Here is an 18,067-nt window from a genome sequence, read left to right on the forward strand (position 1 = left end):
AAAATATGAGCTTACAGTTATGCTAAAAAAGTGGTTACCAAATTGGCTTAACGGCTTAATTGTGGGCTGCGTATTGTTTTCTAATGTAATGCTTTTTGGCTCACTAGTATTTGTACTAGGGCTTATTAAGTTATTACTGCCTTTGTCTGTTGTTAACTCTTTATTGCACAGCGCTTATCGAGGGTGGTGTAATGGCAATCGGTTTGGCTTGTGGCTAGGTTGTCCTAATATTGTGGTTGATATAAGTGGCGATTTAAATTCAAAAAGTTGGTATTTACTTATATGTAATCACACGAGTTGGTTAGATATAACCGTGCTTAGCTCATTACATGCATTACCAGCCCCTAAGTTTTTTTTAAAAGATGAATTAAAATACGTGCCTTTTATTGGCACTGGTGCGTGGGCTATGGGTATGCCGTTTATGAAACGGGTAAGCAAAGCACAGCTTGCTAAAAACCCAAAATTGAAAGGGTTGGATGTAGAGCGCACAAAGCACAGCTGTCGCAATTTTCGTCACTATCCTACTACCATCGTTAATTTTGTTGAAGGCACACGCTTTACGCCAGCTAAGCATAATCTGCAGCAAAGTCCTTTTAAGCACTTATTAAAACCCAAAGCGGGTGGCATTGCTTTTGCGCTTGAAGTGCTAGCCAACCAATTTGATGCCATGCTAAATACAAGTTTAGTGTATAGCGGTAAAACAGATCACGTTTGTCGGAACTTACTCAAAGGCGAGCTAGATTCTATTTATGTTTCAATAGACGTAACGCCCATTAATGACAATATGCAGGGCAGCTATCAAACCGATGACGTATTTAAAGCTAATTTTCAACATTATGTGAATGAGCTATGGGTTGCGAAAGATCAGCAGCTTGCCGATATTTATGCTCAACAAGATTTACCTGAACCACAAATCAGTAAGGAAATTGAAACACTATGACCAACACCCACCTACAGGAGTTAATCGCTCCTTGGTTTGAAAAAGTACCCGATGCGGATTTTCTTAGTTCTATTACCGCAGTTTCAATAGGGATTTTTTCTTTATTAATTGTTTACTTATTTACTCGTAGGTTAATGTTACCAGGCATTCAAAAAGTGGTAACTAAGCTTTCGCCTCAACGTATTGGTTCGTTGTCGCCTATGCTTAATAAGCTTAATAGACGTATTGCAGGTATGCTTTGCTGCGTATTATTTTTGGCGACCTTTGACAGTGTTTATCCGGTTAATGAGCTGACCGCTGAAATTTTGAAAACGGTTGGCCAAGCCATACTAATTATTCATGTAGGTTTTATTTTTAGCAGTATTGTAAGCATTGCGGGTTCTATTTATAACCAATTGGAGTTTGCACGCGAAGTCCCTATTCAGGGCTTAATTCAGGTTGTTAAGCTAATCACCTTTATTGTGTGTGCTATTTTAATTGTAAGTATTTTCCTTGAGAAGTCACCCACTTATATTCTCTCTGGCTTTGGTGCTATTGCTGCTGTTACGTTATTAGTATTTAAAGACACTATTTTAGGCTTTGTAGCTAGTATTCAAATCGCAGCAAATCGCCTAGTAACCTATGGTGATTGGATTCAAGTAGAAAACTACGGCGCCGATGGTGAAGTAATTGATTTGGGTTTAAACACTGTAAAGGTACGTAACTGGGATAACACCATTACAACTATTCCAACTTATATGCTAGTTGCGGGTTCGTTTAAAAACTGGCGTGGTATGCAAGAGTCGGGCGGTAGACGTATTAAACGTTCACTTAATATAGATATGCACAGTATTTGTTTAGTAAGTGATGAATTTAGAAAGCAAATAGATGCGGCTATTCCGCTTCATGACTATATCCGAGTGACGACATTACCCGCTCAAGTTTCTAATTTAGGGCTGTTTCGTCGTTATGCTGAGGGCTATTTAAAGCAGCACAGTAAAATTAATACGTCGCTTACGTTAATGGTACGAGAACTACAACCAATGAACCACGGGTTACCGATTGAGTTTTATTGCTTTAGTGAAGACAAACGCTGGATTTCGTACGAGCATCTACAAGCCGAAATAATGGACCATTTACTTGCAGTATTGCCAGTGTTTGGGCTTAGGGCATATCAAAGTGTTAGTGGGCAATTAAGCCCTCCTAACGAGCAACAAACAGATAAGCCAACATTTAGAGTGATGGCAAATAGTGCTGCAAAAGACCCACAGCAATAAATAAAGCTAAGAGCCACCAAATAGGTGGCTTTTTAAATCGCAGCCATGCAAATGTAATTATTACTAACGCAACCTGCCAAAGGTTATGCACAGCCGATGTCCAAATTGGTGAATACAATGCGGCCGCTAAAAAACCGACTACCGCTGCATTAAGCGCCGCTATTGAACTTGCAAAACGTGGCTTACTTGCCAAATTAATCCAGCTCTTTTGGAATGCGAGTATAAGTAAAAAACCAGGCATAAATATAAGCAGTGTAGCTATAAGGGCACCCACTAAAGGTTGCTCAGTAGTAAGTTGTGCGCCTAAGTAAGTAGCAATAGTAAACATTGGCCCTGGCACTGCCTGTGCACTCGCGTAAGCACTTAAAAACTGATCATCACTCAATGCTGGTACGCCAGCTTGAAGTACCGGCAGTACTACGTGTCCGCCGCCAAACACCATTGCACCCGCTTGGTAAAAAGGGGTAAACAAAGCAAACTCATGCCCTAGTGGAATAAAGCTAACCCCAAGTAAGAGCGCAAATAACCCCAGTGCAATCCAATTAATATTACTGTTTTTACTGCTAACATTGTCTGCTACTGTGCCAAGTTCTAATAAAGGCCATATAGCACCTACTGTTGCAGCAGTGATTAAAATCGCTATTTGAGTTCCCATCATTGGAAATAACACCAAGGTAAGTGTACTCATTATCGCAAGTAACTTAAGCGCAGCACTTGTACAAAAGCTTTTAGCCATACTAAGTGTTGCATCAGCGACTATAACAACGGCAAATAACTTTAAGCCTGCAATAATTGCAAAGTAAACAGCGTCAAACTGATGGGCACTAACCGCAAGCAGCACCATTATTAAAAACGAAGGCAAGGTGAAGCCTACAAAAGCAGCTATACCACCCAGTACTCCTGCACGCTCAACACCAATAGCAAAACTAACTTGGCTAGAGCCTGGCCCTGGTAATGCTTGGCTTAAACTAATAAGTTGTGCGTAACGCGTGTTAGTTAGCCAATTTAACGAGTCTACAAAGTGGCGCTTAAAATAGCCTAAATGCGCAGCGGGGCCACCAAAACTCATGCACCCTAGTAAAAAAAATTGTCTAAAAATAGCAATTAACATTGCGCCAATATCCTTTGTAAAATTCATTAAATTGTCACAGTGTAGTATGACATTTTTATTAAAACGGCACATTAGTTTGAGGTCTGTTTAACAATCAAGCAAGATGCGCTGCTTTTAACACTCTCTTCATAGTTTGTTCATACATGTATTTGCATACTCTTGCTAAATTCTTAATGAATAGGGTATCACCATGACTTTAACTAAATCACTTTTAAGCGTAACCGTAGTAGCTGTATTACTTTCTGGTTGTGAAATGAATAACACCGGCAAAGGTGCGGCTATTGGCGCAGCAGCGGGTGGCGTATTAGGTAAAGCAACAAGTAACCATAAAGATAAGCGTATTTTTATAGGCGCTGCTATCGGCGCACTAGCTGGCGCTGCAGTGGGTAACTACATGGATAAGCAAGAAGAAGCATTTCGTGATGAACTTGCAGGCTCTGGTGTTGAAGTTGTACGTGAAGGAGATAACTTGCGTTTAGTTATGCCATCTAATATTACGTTTGCGACCGACCAATCTTATATTTCGTCTGGCTTTAACGATACCTTAGATGCTATTGCTAAAGTGATGAACAAATACGAAAAAACGTACCTAAGTATTGAAGGCCACACAGATAGCACAGGTAAAGACAGCTACAACATGAACCTATCGCGTGAACGTGCTCAAAGCGTTAAAAACTACTTAGTGAACCAGCAGATTATGGCTGAGCGTGTAAGTACTATGGGTTATGGCGAAACACGTCCAATTGCGACTAACGATAGTGCAAATGGCCGTGCTCAAAACCGCCGTGTAGAAATTCAAATAGTACCAAACACTGAAGAATAATTAGTCTTTATTAAACTGTAATTCACACAGTTTTTGATACAACGGGTTACTTGCTACTAATTCTTGGTGGGTACCCGTTGCTATAATCTCTCCATTTTCCATTACCACAATCACATCGGCATGTTTAACCGTTGCTAGTCTATGGGCAATAATAAGCGTGGTGCGGTTTTGCATTAAATGCTCAAGCGCTGCTTGTACATGGTGCTCACTTTGAGCATCGAGTGCGCTGGTGGCTTCATCAAGAAGGAGTATTTCAGGGTCTTTTAGTATGGCACGCGCAAGCACAATACGTTGCTTTTGCCCACCCGATAACCGCACACCTTGCTCACCTAAAAAACTGTTATAACCTTGCGGTAATTGTTTAATAAATTCATCTGCATGAGCATGTTTGGCAGCGGCATATACTTGCTCGTCACTTGCTTTTGGGTTGCCGTAGCGAATGTTATGCATTACATCGGAGCTAAACAAGATAGGGTTTTGCGCGACCATACCCATTTTACCTCTGAGGGTATTAAGCGATAATTCTTTAATGTTTATATCTTTAAATTTAATGGCTCCGCTAGCCGGATCGTAAAAGCGCTGTAGTAATTCAAATAAGGTTGTTTTACCTGCGCCAGAAGGGCCAACAATAGCCACAGTTTGGCCTTGAAGTATATTTAAACTTATTTTATTAAGTGCGCTTACGTCTGGGCGAGAAGGGTAGTTAAAGCTTATATTCTCAAGCGTAATAGCAGGGCTGTTACTATTTTTTAGTAAGTTACTATCTTGTGGATTTAGTGGGTTTTCTATCTCACTTTTAACAGCAAGTAACTCAAGTAATCTTGCAGCTGCGCCTGCTGCGCGTTGTAGTTCGCCATATACTTCAGCAACGGTTGCCACCGACATTGCCACCATAATAGCGTAAAACACAAAGGCTCCTAGCTCACCGCCAGTCATGGTACCTGCTAATACGTCACTGCCGCCGACCCACAGCATTGCGCTAATAGCGCTAAAAGTTAAAAATATTACCGCTGCAATTAAAAACGAACGTTGCTTAATGCGGCTTTTAGCCACATTAAAGGCTTTTTCGGTTTCAAGTGCAAAAGCGTGCTGCTCTTGTTCTTCGTGGCTATAGCTTTGCACAACTTTAATATTTTGAATGATCTCGCCGGCGTAGGTGCTTATATCGGCTATGGCATCTTGGCTGGAGCTTGCAAGTTTGCGCACCTTTTTACCAAATACCATCATAGGAACAAGTACCAACGGCACACAAGCAACAACCACTAAAGTAAGTTTTAAATTAGTAAACAACAGCATAGCAAGTCCACCAACCAGCATAAGTACACTGCGCAGCGCCATAGAAAATGATGAACCAATAATTGATTGCAGTAATGTTGTGTCGGTTGTTAAACGTGACATAAGCTCGCCACTGCGGTTTTCTTCAAAGTAGCTTGGGTGCAAAGTAACAATGCGATTAAACACGGCTTTGCGAATATCGTTACTGACTCGCTCGCCAATCCACGACATTAAATAAAAGCGGCTAAAGGTGCCCACGGCCAATAAACTAATTAAACCAATAAGCACCAATACAGCTTGTTGTAGCTGCGCTTGGGAGCCAGCTATAAAGCCATGATCTATGACAAACTTAACCCCTTGCCCTAAGGATAAGTTAACACCTGCTGTTACTAACAGGGCAGCAAGCGCCGCTACTACCATCCATTTATACGGTTTAATAAAAGCAAAAATAGGTAATAAACTACTAAAAGCGGCTTTTTCGTTCTTAGGGCTTGTTTTTGACATAGTGGATTCTTTTTAAAGGTTAAGGTATAGATATGGCACTAAGATAATAAAAATCAATACTATTAAATATTAGCCAATAAGGAAACGTTATGACTACTGCAACCGTAAGTGGAGAATTTAATGTAAATCTAGCCCCAATTGAAGGTTACGCAAGCGGCCAAAACGGCGTTAATTTAGGGCGTATGTCGATAGATAAAACATTTAAAGGTAGCTTAAATGCCACCAGCCAAGGCGAAATGCTAAGCGCCATGACACCCACACAAGGCAGTGCCGGTTATGTTGCCATAGAGCAAGTAATAGGCGAGCTTGAAGGTAAAAAAGGCAGTTTTGTACTGCAGCATTTTGGCACTATGGATAAAGGCCAAGACAGCCTAATTTTAAATGTAATTCCCGACTCAGGTACTCATGAGCTAGAAGGGTTAACGGGCAGTATGAAAATACGTATTGAGCAAGGGATTCACCACTACGATTTTGAATACACGTTATAAGATACTCAAGGATTAAAATGCAAAAAGTAATCGAATTTAGAAAGACCCGTTTTTTGGGTGGGGTAGATATAGTCGCACTGAATGACCGCATACAGGAATTAAACCAAGATGGCTGGAAAGTAATAAACGCAGTGCCCTTGGCAGGTTTTTATGGGCAAGTGCACGGTTATACATTACTTATTGAAACTGACGAGCTTTAAATGACATTTACAGTATGGTTAAGCCTAGCGGCTATTTGCATGATGGGCGCAATGTCGCCAGGACCAAGTTTAGCGGTGGTTTTAAAGCACTCACTTAACGGCAGTATGAAAAACGGTATGCTTGCCGCGCTCAGTCATGGTACTGGCGTTGGCTTGTATGCTGGTGCATCGTTATTAGGGTTAGGCGCTTTAATGATGCAGTTTCCAACTGTTTATCAAATACTCGTTTACTTAGGTGCGGCCTATTTGGCGTATTTAGGTATAAAAATATTGCTAGCAAAACCCAGCAATAACGAACTTGAAGTACAAAAAAGTGAGGTAAGTGCAGCTAAAGCATTAAAAGATGGTTTTGCCATTGCTTTTTTGAACCCCAAGCTCGCTATTTTCTTTTTAGCCTTGTTCTCACAGTTTATTGACCCTCAGCTACTTACTTTAAGTGTGGGCATAATTATGTGTTTAACCGTGTTTGTAATTGATACCGGTTGGTACTTGCTGGTGGCGTTACTGACTGAGGTTTCAAAAAACCGCTTTGGATTTACCAAGCAAAACCCGTGGCTTGATAAAATACTGGGAGTCGTATTTATCGCTCTTGCGATAAAAGTGGTGCTTAGCCTTTAAATAGCGTTCCAAATGTAGGTGTATGTACGCGCATACACCTGCAGCCTAACTCTCATGCCCTGCATACGTATTCATCACATTAATTTTACCTTTTAGTTACAATTTGTTGGTTGTGTTTTGAACAACACAGCAACACCTGACAACAATAACTCAAAGGTTCACACACATGGACAAGTTTAAACTAAGTGCACTTATGCTGGCTTTATTTGCCGCAAATAGTGCATTGGCTGCAAACGAAGGCTCAACAAATCAATCACCCAGCACACAAGCTGAAGATTTAGAAATTATTGAAGTGCGAGGCTTTAGTCGCAGTTTAATCCAATCTTTAAATCAAAAGCGTTTTAGCGATACGGTGTCAGAACAAATTTCTGCCGATGATTTAGGGGCATTGCCTGATATTTCAATGGCCGATGCGCTTACACGATTACCAGGCATTTCAGCAGTAAGAACGGGCGGCCAAGCGGCGCAAATTAATATACGCGGGCTGTCGGGCGGGTTTGTATTTTCAACACTTAATGGCCGCGAGCAAGTATCTACAAGTGGCAGCCGCAGTATTGAGTTTGACCAATATCCGTCAGAATTAATTAGCTCTGCGGCGGTATACAAATCGCCAAAGGCATCGCTTATTGAAGGTGGCGTGGCCGGTACGGTAGAGCTTGAAACCGCCAGCCCACTCAATAACGACCAAACACATAAATTTGTAGCTAATGTGCGCGGTATGTATAACGACCGCGCCTCAGAGGTATCGGATGCCACTGAATTTGGCGACCGAATTAGTTTTTCGTATCAAGGCAAATACCTAGACGACACATTGGGCGTGGCGCTGGGCTATGCGCGCTTGTTTCAGCCAAGTGTAGCAACGCAGTTTATTGGCCTTGCTTACAACGACACAAAAGATGTAGATGGCGCAGCTAACGACACCAATGGCCCTTTAGCTAACCCAGAAAACGAATACATTAGCGAAGGCTTTGAGCTACAGCATTTAGGTGGCGAAGAAACCCGTAATGGCTATTTAGCAGCCATAGAGTGGGCACCGGCAGATAACTTTAAATTAAAAGGTGATGCGTTTTTATCGCGCTTTGATAAAGAGTCGTTTGCCCGTGGCCTGAGGGTTAAATTAGGCGGGCCAACAGCTGCATATGCAAACGCTCAGCTCGACGGTAATGCCGTAATAGGCGCAGCGGTTAATCGTACTTCGCAAAGCTATACCCGCGTTGAAATAGTTAACGACGACAACCAAGACTTTGACGAAGTAGATAGTTTTGGCGTTAATGCCGATTGGCAGGTAACCGATAGATTAAGCGTAAATGCCGATGTGTCGCTTTCTCGCGCAAAAAGTAATTTTAGAAATGGCTTACTGTGGAGCTTAGTAGCAGAAGATGCCAATGCAGAAACGCCAGTATTTGATAACAACGTAGCAATTAACTATCAATTAAACGGCTTAAATTTACCTGACGTTGGGTTTAATCAGGCGGCCGCCTTTAGCGATATAGACCGTGTAATGGTCAGCAAATATGGTATTTACCCAGATCAAACAGAAGATGAAGTAACGGCATTTAGACTAGATTTTAAATACGAGCTAGAAAGCGACATATTTAGCTCAGTAGAGTTTGGTGCGCGCTACTCAGATAGAGAATACAGCCGAAAGCGTTCGGTATTTGAGTACGGTAACGACGGGGCGTTTTCAGCAACGCAACCGCCTTTGAGTTTAACCGACGATATGGCCTCTGTGGTTGACTGGCAGGGCGAGTTTAGTTATTTCCCGTCATATTTAGCCATTGATTTAGACAAAGCACTTAACGCGTGGTTTCCAGATGGCACGCCAGAGCCAGTTCAAACATGGGGCAACGCCGATGGCGTAGACGACGCGCAAGGTTACACAACTAACTATTCGTGGTCAGTGTTACAAAGCGGCTCGGTATTTGAAGATGTGCTAGCTGCGTACGTTATGGTAAACATTAACACGCAAATTGCCGGGCTCGACCTATCGGGTAATGTGGGTGTGCGCCGCGTTGAAACCGATCAATCTGCAACGGTACTAGAGAACGTAGCAGGCGATGCGCGCTTAGGTGCGCAAAATATTGTTGATGAGAACGGCATTGTAAATAATTTATACGCACCTAATGTATTAGGCACTAAATACACCGACTACTTACCATCATTAAATTTAAACCTGCAACTTAACGATAATTCACTTGTACGCTTTGCTGCGGCTAAAGTAATGTCGCGTGCGCCAATTAACCGCTTAGCGGGCGATGCCAGTGCAAACGTAAGCGATGATGGTGTTATTAATGGCTCAAGTACTAATAACCCATTTTTAAAACCCTTTTATGCCGACCAATACGACTTATCTTACGAATATTATTTTGAAGAAGGCAACGGCACTATCGCTGCGGCGTTATTTTATAAAAATATAGACTCGTTTGTTGAAACCTTATCAATCGAAAACTTCGACTTTAAAGGTAATGGCTTTAACGTACCTGACTCTATAGAAGACCCAGTTAGTGGCGAGCAAGTTGCCACAACTAACGGTATTTACACCACGGCGGTTAATAACGGTGAAGGTGGCTACATTAGAGGGTTAGAGCTTGCGTATACGCAAGTGTTTAGCTTTTTGCCTGCGCCATTTAATGGCTTAGGTGCTAATGCAAGTTACTCATACACCGAAAGTGAAATTGAATCGATTACCAGTTTAGGGGGCGATACATTAGCGCAATCTTTACCTGGGCTGTCTAATAACGTGTTTAATGCCACGGTGTTTTATGCTTTAGAGGATTTTGAAACCCGCCTTAATGTGCGTTACCGCGATGAATTTGTATCAGAGCAGGTTGCCATTAACGAGCAAGTGGTTAATTTTGATGCCGAAACTGTAGTCGACTTTCAAACCTCTTATCGCTTTAGCGACTCGCTAACAATGCTTTTGCAAGTTAATAACTTAACCGATGAACCAACCCAAAGTTACTTTGGCTCAGAGCAACGAACAGGGACGACTCAGTACTTTGGTCGTCAGTTCTACCTTGGTTTTACATACAGTCATTAATTAGCAAACGGAGCGTTTAAAAATGAAAATTATAACTATGTCTAAATATTTGCTAATAACGTTAGCGTTAATGCTATTAGCAGCGTGTGGTGGAACAGGTGATGTTGAATCTGGTGAACCATTACTTACCTGTAATGTGCCACAAGTCCCTAATGAAGCGGGGTCACAATGTGTCGATCCCGAACCTATATCGTGCCCTGCACCTACAGTACCTGATGAAAATAACGAAAGTTGCGTGGTTGGCGCCGACCCAACCCTGCCAGACCCTGTTGTATTTGCAGGGGAGGGAGAGGCGGTTTTATTTTATAACCGCTTAGCCGATGATAACTACGAAGGCTACCGATTACATTCGTGGAATAACGATGTGTGTGATGCTTATGCACCACCATTTGATACCAGTGATTGGGCTAACGGCCATGAATACGATGGTATTGATCCAAACTACGGTGCGTACTGGATAATTAACCTTAAAGAGGGTTATAACGAATGTGCCAATTTTATTATTCATATTGGTACAGAAGGATCAGGTAAGGCGTTTGGTGATGTGGATTTAACCATGCCGCTGATGCAAGACGATGAAACCTTTCAGCGTATGAACTTTACCATTCATGGCGAGCCTTCGGTGTTTGAATACCCTATATTAAGTTTAGGCGAACGCGCAGTTGCTATAACAGGTGCTTCAGCGCATTGGATTGATTTAAATACTATTTTGTATAAACCAAGTAACGAGCTTACAAGCCTGATTAAGTTACATTCATCAGCTACGGCTGAGCTTGAAGTGGATATTGATACTGGTTTAAACGGCGATACTGTTACGCTGCAATCAAGCAATATCACTGATGAGCAAGCGTCAAAAGTACCGCATTTAACCACCTGGAACGCATACGAAGGAAGTTGGGATACAAGCACTGCCAAAACGCTTATTAAATCGCAGCTTGTTATTGCAGGTTACGATAGTGAAGGTAAGCTTCTAGAAGCAAGCTATGTGCAAACCGCTAAAGCACTCGATGCCCTTTATACGCAAGGCGAAGGCGATGCTAATGAAGCTGTGCTGGGTGTAAATTATGGCAATAACGCGATTGATGTAACTGTGTGGGCACCCACCGCTAATAACATGATGCTAAACGTGTTTGATGATGCAAAAACACAAGTGCACTCTACGCCAATGACATTAAATACACAGACAGGTATTTGGCAAGCAAGTGTAGATATGCAATACGACCGCCACTACTACCGCTTTAATTTTGATGTTTACCACCCACTGACTCAGCAAATAGAGTCACTTTGGAGCACAGACCCTTACTCACTAAACGTATCTACCAATGGTTTATACAGCCAGTTGATTAATTTAGCCGATGAAGACACTAAACCAGAAGGGTGGGATACACGCCTAATTCCTACTGTAGAAAACCCAGAAGATGCGATTATTTACGAGGGCCATGTACGTGACTTTAGCGCACGCGATAAAAGCGTAACAGAGGCTAACCGTGGTAAGTACCTTGCGTTTACTGAGCTAAATAGTGCTCCTATGCAGCACTTACAAACTTTGGCTCAAAATGGCTTAACGCATTTTCATTTATTACCTATTACTGATATTGGCACCATAGATGAAGACATCAGTAAGCATGTAGATATTAGCGATACGCTAGGTGATTTATGTGAGCAAATCAACGATGAAGCCGATGCGTGTAAAACCCAAGATAAAAGCAGCACCATTATTGATTTAATGAGCGGTTATTTACCAGGCTCAGATGACGCACAAGCACTTGCCAATGCTATGCGCAGCTTAGATAGCTTTAACTGGGGTTACGATCCGCATTACTTTATAGCGCCTGAAGGCTCGTACGCCTCAAGCCCAGAGGGCATTGCCCGCGTTAAAGAAACCCGCGCTATGGTGCAATCACTGCAATCTATTGGTCTGCGCGTAGTGCTTGATGTGGTTTATAACCATACAACATCGTCGGGTATTTGGGATAAGTCGGTATTTGACAAACTAGTACCGGGTTACTATCACCGTTATAACGAAGTAAGTGGTGAAATAGAGCGCTCAACGTGTTGTGAAAATACAGCCACAGAGCATGTAATGATGGATAAGTTTGTTAGCGATTCATTAGTTATTTTGGCACGCGAATTTGGCTACGACAGCTTTAGATTTGATGTAATGGGGCATATGCCAAAATCGTCAATTCTTGCAGCACGCGATGCAGTGCAAGCCGTTGATGAAGATAACTACTTTTATGGCGAAGGCTGGGACTTTGGTGAGGTGGCAAATAACCGATTATTTGTACAAGCCAAACAAGCCGATATGGCCGGTAGCGAAGTAGGTACATTTAACGACCGTATTCGTGAAGCCGTTCGCGGCGGCGCATTATTTAGTAATAGCTCAACAGATGGCAATTTAGCAGAGCAAGATACTTTACGTTTGTCGCTTGCGGGTAATTTACAAAACTACATTTTAAAAGACTTTAAAGGTAACTCAGTAAAGGGTAATAGCTTTACTTGGAATACTCAGCCAACGGCGTATGCACTAGACCCTGCCGATAGCATTCATTACGTATCAAAACATGATAACGAAACACTATGGGATCAGCTGCAATATAAACACAGCGCTAACATGAGTATTGAGCAGCGCGTTCGTGCTCATAATATGGCGTTAGCACTCCCTCTTATGAGCCAAGGTATTCCATTTATGCAAATGGGCGCCGACTTGCTACGTTCAAAATCGATGGATCGTAACAGCTACGATTCGGGCGACTGGTTTAACTTTGTTGATTTTACCCAAGATACCAATAACTGGAATATTGGCTTGCCACCCGCGCAAGACAACGAAGTGAAATGGCAAGAAATTATGCCTATTTCTGCTAATACCCAAGCGGCTGCACAGCCACAAGATATTACCTTTGCACATGATGTATTTAATGAATTTTTACAAATACGTAGTAGCAGCCCACTCTTTAGATTAACCACAGAGCAAGATGTTATTGAGCGAGTGGGTTTTCATAACGTAGGTAAAGCGCAGCAACATGGCTTAATTGTAATGAGCATTGATGATGGCGAAGGGCTAACAGACTTAGACCCTGCATTTGACGCGCTTGTTGTCGTGATTAACGCAACCGAGCAAACCCTTAGCCATACTATTGCCACCGCAGCGGATTTTGAATTACACGATGTATTAAAAAACAGTGTTGATGCAAGCATGACCGATGCTAATTTTGCTGCTGGCGATAACGAAGGCACATTTACTGTACCGCCTTACACATTAGCTGTATTTACTAAAAACCAAGGTGAGAGCCAAGGTGCTGGTTTAAGTGCAAATGCGACAGTGGGTGCACCTGATGTAGTACCTTATGGCAGCACCGCTGTGTTTGTGCGCGGGACTTTAAACGACTGGGGCACACGCGATGCATTTGAATATATTGGCGAGGGTGAATACCGTATAGCAATTGCACTGAGCGCTGGCGATTACGAATTTAAAATTGCCTCTGAAGATTGGTCTACAGTTGATTTTGGCGCGCTTACTGACGCTGATAAAGATGTAGTTGAAAACCAAAGTGAGGCATTAACGCGCTCAGGTGCAAACATGACATTCAGCGCTGCTATTGATGCAACCTATGTATTTTCACTTGATGCTTCAAACCCTGAAAATCCAACGCTTACTTTATACAACGAAGAGCCATTTATAGGCACTGCTATTTATGTGCGCGGTACGCTTAATGACTGGGGAGTAACCGATGAGCTAAGTTATAAAGGTAAAGGCATTTACACCTTTACTAAAACACTGAGTGCTGCAAGTTATGAATTTAAAGTAGCGTCAGAAGATTGGAGCACGGTTGATTATGGATCGGCTGAGGGTGATGCCAGTGTAATGGTTGGCACCGCTGAGCAGTTGTCGGTTGCGGGCGCGAATATGACCATCGACATTGCAGAAGAAGGTGAATACCAGTTTATATTTGACGCCAGTGATTTAAATAACGTATCGCTAAAAGTGCTCAACGCTGAAATGTTTGCACAAACAACGGTATTTATTCGCGGCAGCTTAAATGACTGGAGTACTGATAACCCGCTTATGTACGAGGGTGATGCAATTTACTCTACATCAATAGATTTAGAAGCAGGTGACTACGAATTTAAAGTAGCGTCTGAAGATTGGAGTACCGTTGATTACGGTGGAGCAGGCGATACGCCGGTAGTGGCAATTGATGAACTAACACTACTTGAGGCGGTAGGTGCCAATATAGCACTAAATATTACCGAACAAGGTACTTACTCCTTCAAGGTAATAGGCCCAGATAGAGAGAATGTGAGCATACTTATCAACAAACAGTAGCGGTTATATTTTCCCAGACCTAAGCCGAGCATAGCCCTGTATGCTCGGCTTTTTTAATGCCTAATTAATACCTAACAAAAGGGGGGATTAAAAACGATAGTTAACCGACATCATAACAGTCGTGGTGTTATCGGTATCAATAATGGGTGAGTCTTCAATATCAGAATCGAGCTGCTTATAGTTAACCATGGCATTTACGTTCCAGTTTTTATTAATGTAATACATTAAAAATAAACCCGCATTGTAGTTAACCGTAGAACCAAGTTCGTAAGGCGCATAGGTGGTAGATTCGCCCAGTGCTACACCATAATAATAGTTAGATACATCACTGCTATTTAGCTCAACACCTACAGAAGGAACGAGCATTAGTTGTTTAGATAACTTAATAGGGTAACTGTAATTGGTTTTAAATTTAGCGCCATCGCCGTGGCCTATTACATCATGGGTAGCACTGGCGCTTATTTTACCAAAGCTTGCAGTGTAACTAACCTGCGTGCCAGCGTAGAGTGATAGCTTTCTATCGTCTAAGGCTTTTATGGCTGCAAGGTCTGAATCTGAGGTATCAAAGTTATCTCCTGGCTCTAAAACTAATGACCAGTTAAAACCTTGCTGCTCCACTAATTTATAATCAAGCGAAAAACCTTTAAAACTAAGCCTTTCGCCTTCGTAAGTAATGATAGGTAAAAATAGCGTTTCACTGTTGGTACCTGCATAAGGTGAGCTGGTAGAAATGACACCGCCCCCTAAAGAAAACTGCGACTCAGCTTGAGCAGTAATGCTGCCAAGTGCAAGTGTGCCAACTAATAACCGTAGTGAGTTTTGTATATAAGTGTTCATAGGAGCCTTGGTGTTAAGTAAAAAGTGAAAATTGTTTGCGATAAGTAAAGTGTGCCGCAACGCTATTAGGCTTTAGTGTAGCTATATTTTTGATTGGCGTTTGTAAGAGAGTGTATGAAAGTTTATCTGAATGTAAGTGGGTTAATACTCAGGCTTTTAATAAAGATAAAACCTGAGTATGGATACTTTAAGCGTGTTGATTTAATTTAAATTGTTTACGGCTATACATAAATAATAACGTGCCTGGAATATATAAAATAAGTGAAAGCGCTAATGTGTTTAGCCCCGCAGCATAAACAAGCCATAAACCATACACACTTGCGCCTAACCCCATTAGCTTAATGGGTACCGAGAGCTTTTGTGCAAAGGCGACTTTTACCATATAGGCGGCAACTAAAAAGTACGGCACCAATATCATAGACGTTGATACAAGCACTAAGGTGTTATAACTCTCGCCAGTAAATAAAATAAGCACTAAGCAAAGTTGCACTGTAAGGCTGGTTAAAGTTAATGACGCTATAGACGTTCCGTTATGATTTTGCTTTTTAAAAACGTTAGGAAATGCGCCGTATTTAGCCGCGCTGTTAGGCACTTCGGCGGCGTAAATAATCCAACTTAAGTAAGAAGCCAGTACCGACACAATAAGCCCCGCACTTATAATAACTTTGCCTGTAGTGCCACTCATCATGGCCATAATGCCCGCCATTGAAGGGTTACTAAGTTGGGCAATAGTGCTTTGGTTCATTATCCCAAATGACAGCATGGTAATAGCAATATATAAAATAAGCGCTGCAACAACGCCTATCACCGTGGCTAGGCCAATATCTTTACGGTTTTTGGCACGTGCAGAGAGCACGGCAGCCCCTTCAATACCAGTAAATACCCATAAAGTAATAAGCATGGTATTTTTTACTTGATCAATAAAGTCTGTTTGCACACTCACATGGCTTTGATTTGCCTTAAATACGTTAGGGTCAAAATAAGCATAAGCAAAGCCGATAAATAGCAACAGCGGGATCACTTTAGCGATAGTGCCAAGCAGGTTAATGAAAGAGGCCTGTTTAATGCCTTTAACAATAATTAAATGCACAGCCCATAAAATAATAGATTCGCAAATAAACGCCATAAGGGTATTACCCTGGCCAAATAGGGTGAATGTTGGCGTATCTACAAATGCGCCTAAAGCAGCAAAAGCCACGACTAAATAACCCACCACCCCAATGGTGGCGCAAAGCCAATAGCCCCATGCAGATAAAAAGCCTGCTAGTTCGCCAAAGCCTTCTCTAGCATAAATATAAATGCCGCCGTCGAGCTCTGGCTTAGCGCGTGATAATTGTAAAAAACACCCTGCAAGCAATAAAATACCCACACCGGTGTTAAGCCAACCTACTAAAACAGCATTTACACCAGCCACTTCGGCCATATTTTGTGGCAGACTAAATATCCCAGCCCCTACCATTGCACTAAATACCAGCGCGGTAAGTGCGACTAATCCAATTTTATTTTCTTTCATTTTACTACTTACATGTAAGCTAATAATTAGCGTTATAAAGAGGCAAAGTGCTGATTTAATGTTGCAATGTGTTCAGGGCCTATACCGCAGCAGCCACCAATTATGCTGGCACCTTGTTGTTGCCATTGCTTAGCCCATTGCAAGTAAGAGAGCGGGGTTAAGTCTTTGCGAACCTCATCTAACCCTTCGTTAGCTGTGGCTTCTTTAGTTTGTGGCGCAAATGCATTTGCGTAAGCACCCACTTGAACATGCTCTGCTCTTTGTATTTTTAATTCCTTTTGGGTTAAAACTAAAGCTTGCTCTATTACCTCGGGCTGGCAGCAATTAAATAAAATGCCTTTTACATTTTCTTTTAGCATTGCAGTGACCGCATCTTTCACCGACTCGCCCGAGCGTAACGTGGCTTGCTCGTTGGGGTTTTCATCGTCAAGGGTAAAGGCAACCCACACAGGTTTTTGACTATCACTTACTTTACTGATTAGTGCTTTAATATCGAGCGCTTCTTGAATGAGGCTTTGGGTTTCTATTAACCACAGGTCGGCATAAGGTGCTAGGCCTTCTATTAAAGGCGTAGCAATGCGTGTTAGTTGCTCTGCTTGGTATAAATCTGGGCGATATGAGCCAAACATAGGAGGTAAACTTGCCGCTATTTTTGTGCCTTTATTGTGTTGCTCGACCGCTTTTTTAGCCGCTAGTCCGGCGGTTTCAGCCAGTGATTTAGCAGATTGATTAAAGCGTTCTTCGCCAATATGAAAAGGCACTAATGCATAGCTATTTGTGGTAATAACAGTGGCACCACTTTGTATAAAGTTACTATGAGCCTGCGTTACTTTGTCAGGGGCTTCTATTACTGCCAATGCTGACCACTCAGGTTGCTGAAATGGCGCACCAATACGAGTGAGCTCTCTGCTCATGCCGCCATCGAGTAAAGTTAGAGTATGAGTTGTCATTATGTTCCCTTTGTATGAGATAATTTCACTTTGGATGTTTAGACGTCTATAAAGCTGTTGCCAGAATATAAAGCACACAATTAGGTTAAACAACCCTATAAATTAAAATAATGGGCGTATTAACTAAGCGTTATCATTGCTTAACAACCTCGTTAAATTGCATTGAAGTAATTGATCACGTAACT

The 18,067-nt window shown here is 42.0% G+C and carries 13 protein-coding genes; 8 read left to right on the top strand and 5 right to left on the bottom strand.

What is annotated here, in order from left to right; all coding sequences use genetic code 11:
• The first annotated feature begins 19 nt into the window (after positions 1-19).
• Both H5088_RS14365 and H5088_RS14370 read left to right on the top strand, forming a co-directional pair.
• On the top strand, positions 20-940 hold the full coding sequence (locus tag H5088_RS14365; RefSeq protein ID WP_002959541.1) for an acetyltransferase: 921 nt from the start codon (positions 20-22) through the stop codon (positions 938-940).
• Entirely contained in the window at positions 937-2,196 is a 1,260-nt protein-coding gene (locus tag H5088_RS14370; protein ID WP_002959539.1) for a mechanosensitive ion channel family protein, read from the top strand. The genes H5088_RS14365 and H5088_RS14370 overlap by 4 nt, the downstream gene beginning before the upstream one ends.
• Here H5088_RS14370 and chrA read toward each other — a convergent pair.
• Positions 2,153-3,307, bottom strand: a complete 1,155-nt coding sequence (gene chrA / locus H5088_RS14375; protein WP_182753450.1) for a chromate efflux transporter — start codon at positions 3,305-3,307, stop codon at positions 2,153-2,155. The genes H5088_RS14370 and chrA overlap by 44 nt on opposite strands.
• Positions 3,308-3,497: 190 nt before the next feature.
• Here chrA and H5088_RS14380 point away from each other — a divergent pair, with 190 nt between their 5' ends.
• Complete coding sequence (locus H5088_RS14380; protein WP_002959537.1) at positions 3,498-4,130, top strand: OmpA family protein; 633 nt, start codon at positions 3,498-3,500, stop codon at positions 4,128-4,130.
• On the opposite strand, the gene H5088_RS14385 is transcribed toward H5088_RS14380, so the two are convergent.
• A complete protein-coding gene (locus H5088_RS14385) occupies positions 4,131-5,909 on the bottom strand; it encodes an ABC transporter transmembrane domain-containing protein (RefSeq protein ID WP_182753420.1) in 1,779 nt (592 codons plus the stop codon). It lies immediately after the preceding gene.
• An 89-nt stretch (positions 5,910-5,998) separates the two neighbouring features.
• Between H5088_RS14385 and H5088_RS14390 the strand changes: the two genes are divergently transcribed.
• From H5088_RS14390 to H5088_RS14410, 5 genes are all read left to right on the top strand, one after another.
• Complete coding sequence (locus H5088_RS14390) at positions 5,999-6,397, top strand: DUF3224 domain-containing protein (protein ID WP_055017962.1); 399 nt, start codon at positions 5,999-6,001, stop codon at positions 6,395-6,397.
• A gap of 17 nt (positions 6,398-6,414) precedes the next feature.
• Entirely contained in the window at positions 6,415-6,597 is a 183-nt protein-coding gene (locus H5088_RS14395; protein WP_024604488.1) for a hypothetical protein, read from the top strand.
• A complete protein-coding gene (locus H5088_RS14400; protein WP_182753422.1) occupies positions 6,598-7,215 on the top strand; it encodes a LysE family translocator in 618 nt (205 codons plus the stop codon).
• A 166-nt stretch (positions 7,216-7,381) separates the two neighbouring features.
• A complete protein-coding gene (locus H5088_RS14405) occupies positions 7,382-10,255 on the top strand; it encodes a TonB-dependent receptor (protein ID WP_182753424.1) in 2,874 nt (957 codons plus the stop codon).
• Between the two features lie 22 nt (positions 10,256-10,277).
• The gene (locus tag H5088_RS14410) at positions 10,278-14,582 is read left to right on the top strand and encodes an alpha-1,6-glucosidase domain-containing protein (protein ID WP_182753426.1); all 4,305 of its coding nucleotides are present in this window, start codon (positions 10,278-10,280) and stop codon (positions 14,580-14,582) included.
• A gap of 87 nt (positions 14,583-14,669) precedes the next feature.
• Here H5088_RS14410 and H5088_RS14415 read toward each other — a convergent pair whose 3' ends face one another.
• The 3 genes from H5088_RS14415 to H5088_RS14425 form a co-directional block, all read right to left on the bottom strand.
• Positions 14,670-15,419: a MipA/OmpV family protein gene (locus H5088_RS14415; RefSeq protein ID WP_182753428.1), complete on the bottom strand. Its 750-nt coding sequence runs from the start codon at positions 15,417-15,419 to the stop codon at positions 14,670-14,672.
• Between the two features lie 187 nt (positions 15,420-15,606).
• A complete protein-coding gene (locus H5088_RS14420) occupies positions 15,607-16,932 on the bottom strand; it encodes a basic amino acid/polyamine antiporter (protein WP_182753430.1) in 1,326 nt (441 codons plus the stop codon).
• Between the two features lie 32 nt (positions 16,933-16,964).
• Entirely contained in the window at positions 16,965-17,882 is a 918-nt protein-coding gene (locus H5088_RS14425) for a homocysteine S-methyltransferase family protein (protein WP_182753432.1), read from the bottom strand.
• Positions 17,883-18,067 lie beyond the last annotated feature (185 nt).

The organism is Pseudoalteromonas sp. SR43-3 (assembly GCF_014163875.1).
Lineage (GTDB): Bacteria > Pseudomonadota > Gammaproteobacteria > Enterobacterales > Alteromonadaceae > Pseudoalteromonas > Pseudoalteromonas distincta.

Excerpts from the sequence above, each read along its gene's own strand:
- H5088_RS14395 (WP_024604488.1), top strand. The coding sequence starts at position 6,415 with ATGCAAAAAGTAATCGAATTTAGAAAGACCCGTTTTTTGGGTGGGGTA.
- H5088_RS14405 (WP_182753424.1), top strand. The coding sequence starts at position 7,382 with ATGGACAAGTTTAAACTAAGTGCACTTATGCTGGCTTTATTTGCCGCA.
- H5088_RS14380 (WP_002959537.1), top strand. The coding sequence starts at position 3,498 with ATGACTTTAACTAAATCACTTTTAAGCGTAACCGTAGTAGCTGTATTA.
- H5088_RS14370 (WP_002959539.1), top strand. The coding sequence starts at position 937 with ATGACCAACACCCACCTACAGGAGTTAATCGCTCCTTGGTTTGAAAAA.
- H5088_RS14415 (WP_182753428.1), bottom strand. The coding sequence starts at position 15,419 with ATGAACACTTATATACAAAACTCACTACGGTTATTAGTTGGCACACTT.
- H5088_RS14410 (WP_182753426.1), top strand. The coding sequence starts at position 10,278 with ATGAAAATTATAACTATGTCTAAATATTTGCTAATAACGTTAGCGTTA.
- H5088_RS14400 (WP_182753422.1), top strand. The coding sequence starts at position 6,598 with ATGACATTTACAGTATGGTTAAGCCTAGCGGCTATTTGCATGATGGGC.
- chrA (WP_182753450.1), bottom strand. The coding sequence starts at position 3,307 with ATGTTAATTGCTATTTTTAGACAATTTTTTTTACTAGGGTGCATGAGT.
- H5088_RS14385 (WP_182753420.1), bottom strand. The coding sequence starts at position 5,909 with ATGTCAAAAACAAGCCCTAAGAACGAAAAAGCCGCTTTTAGTAGTTTA.
- H5088_RS14390 (WP_055017962.1), top strand. The coding sequence starts at position 5,999 with ATGACTACTGCAACCGTAAGTGGAGAATTTAATGTAAATCTAGCCCCA.
- H5088_RS14365 (WP_002959541.1), top strand. The coding sequence starts at position 20 with ATGCTAAAAAAGTGGTTACCAAATTGGCTTAACGGCTTAATTGTGGGC.
- H5088_RS14425 (WP_182753432.1), bottom strand. The coding sequence starts at position 17,882 with ATGACAACTCATACTCTAACTTTACTCGATGGCGGCATGAGCAGAGAG.
- H5088_RS14420 (WP_182753430.1), bottom strand. The coding sequence starts at position 16,932 with ATGAAAGAAAATAAAATTGGATTAGTCGCACTTACCGCGCTGGTATTT.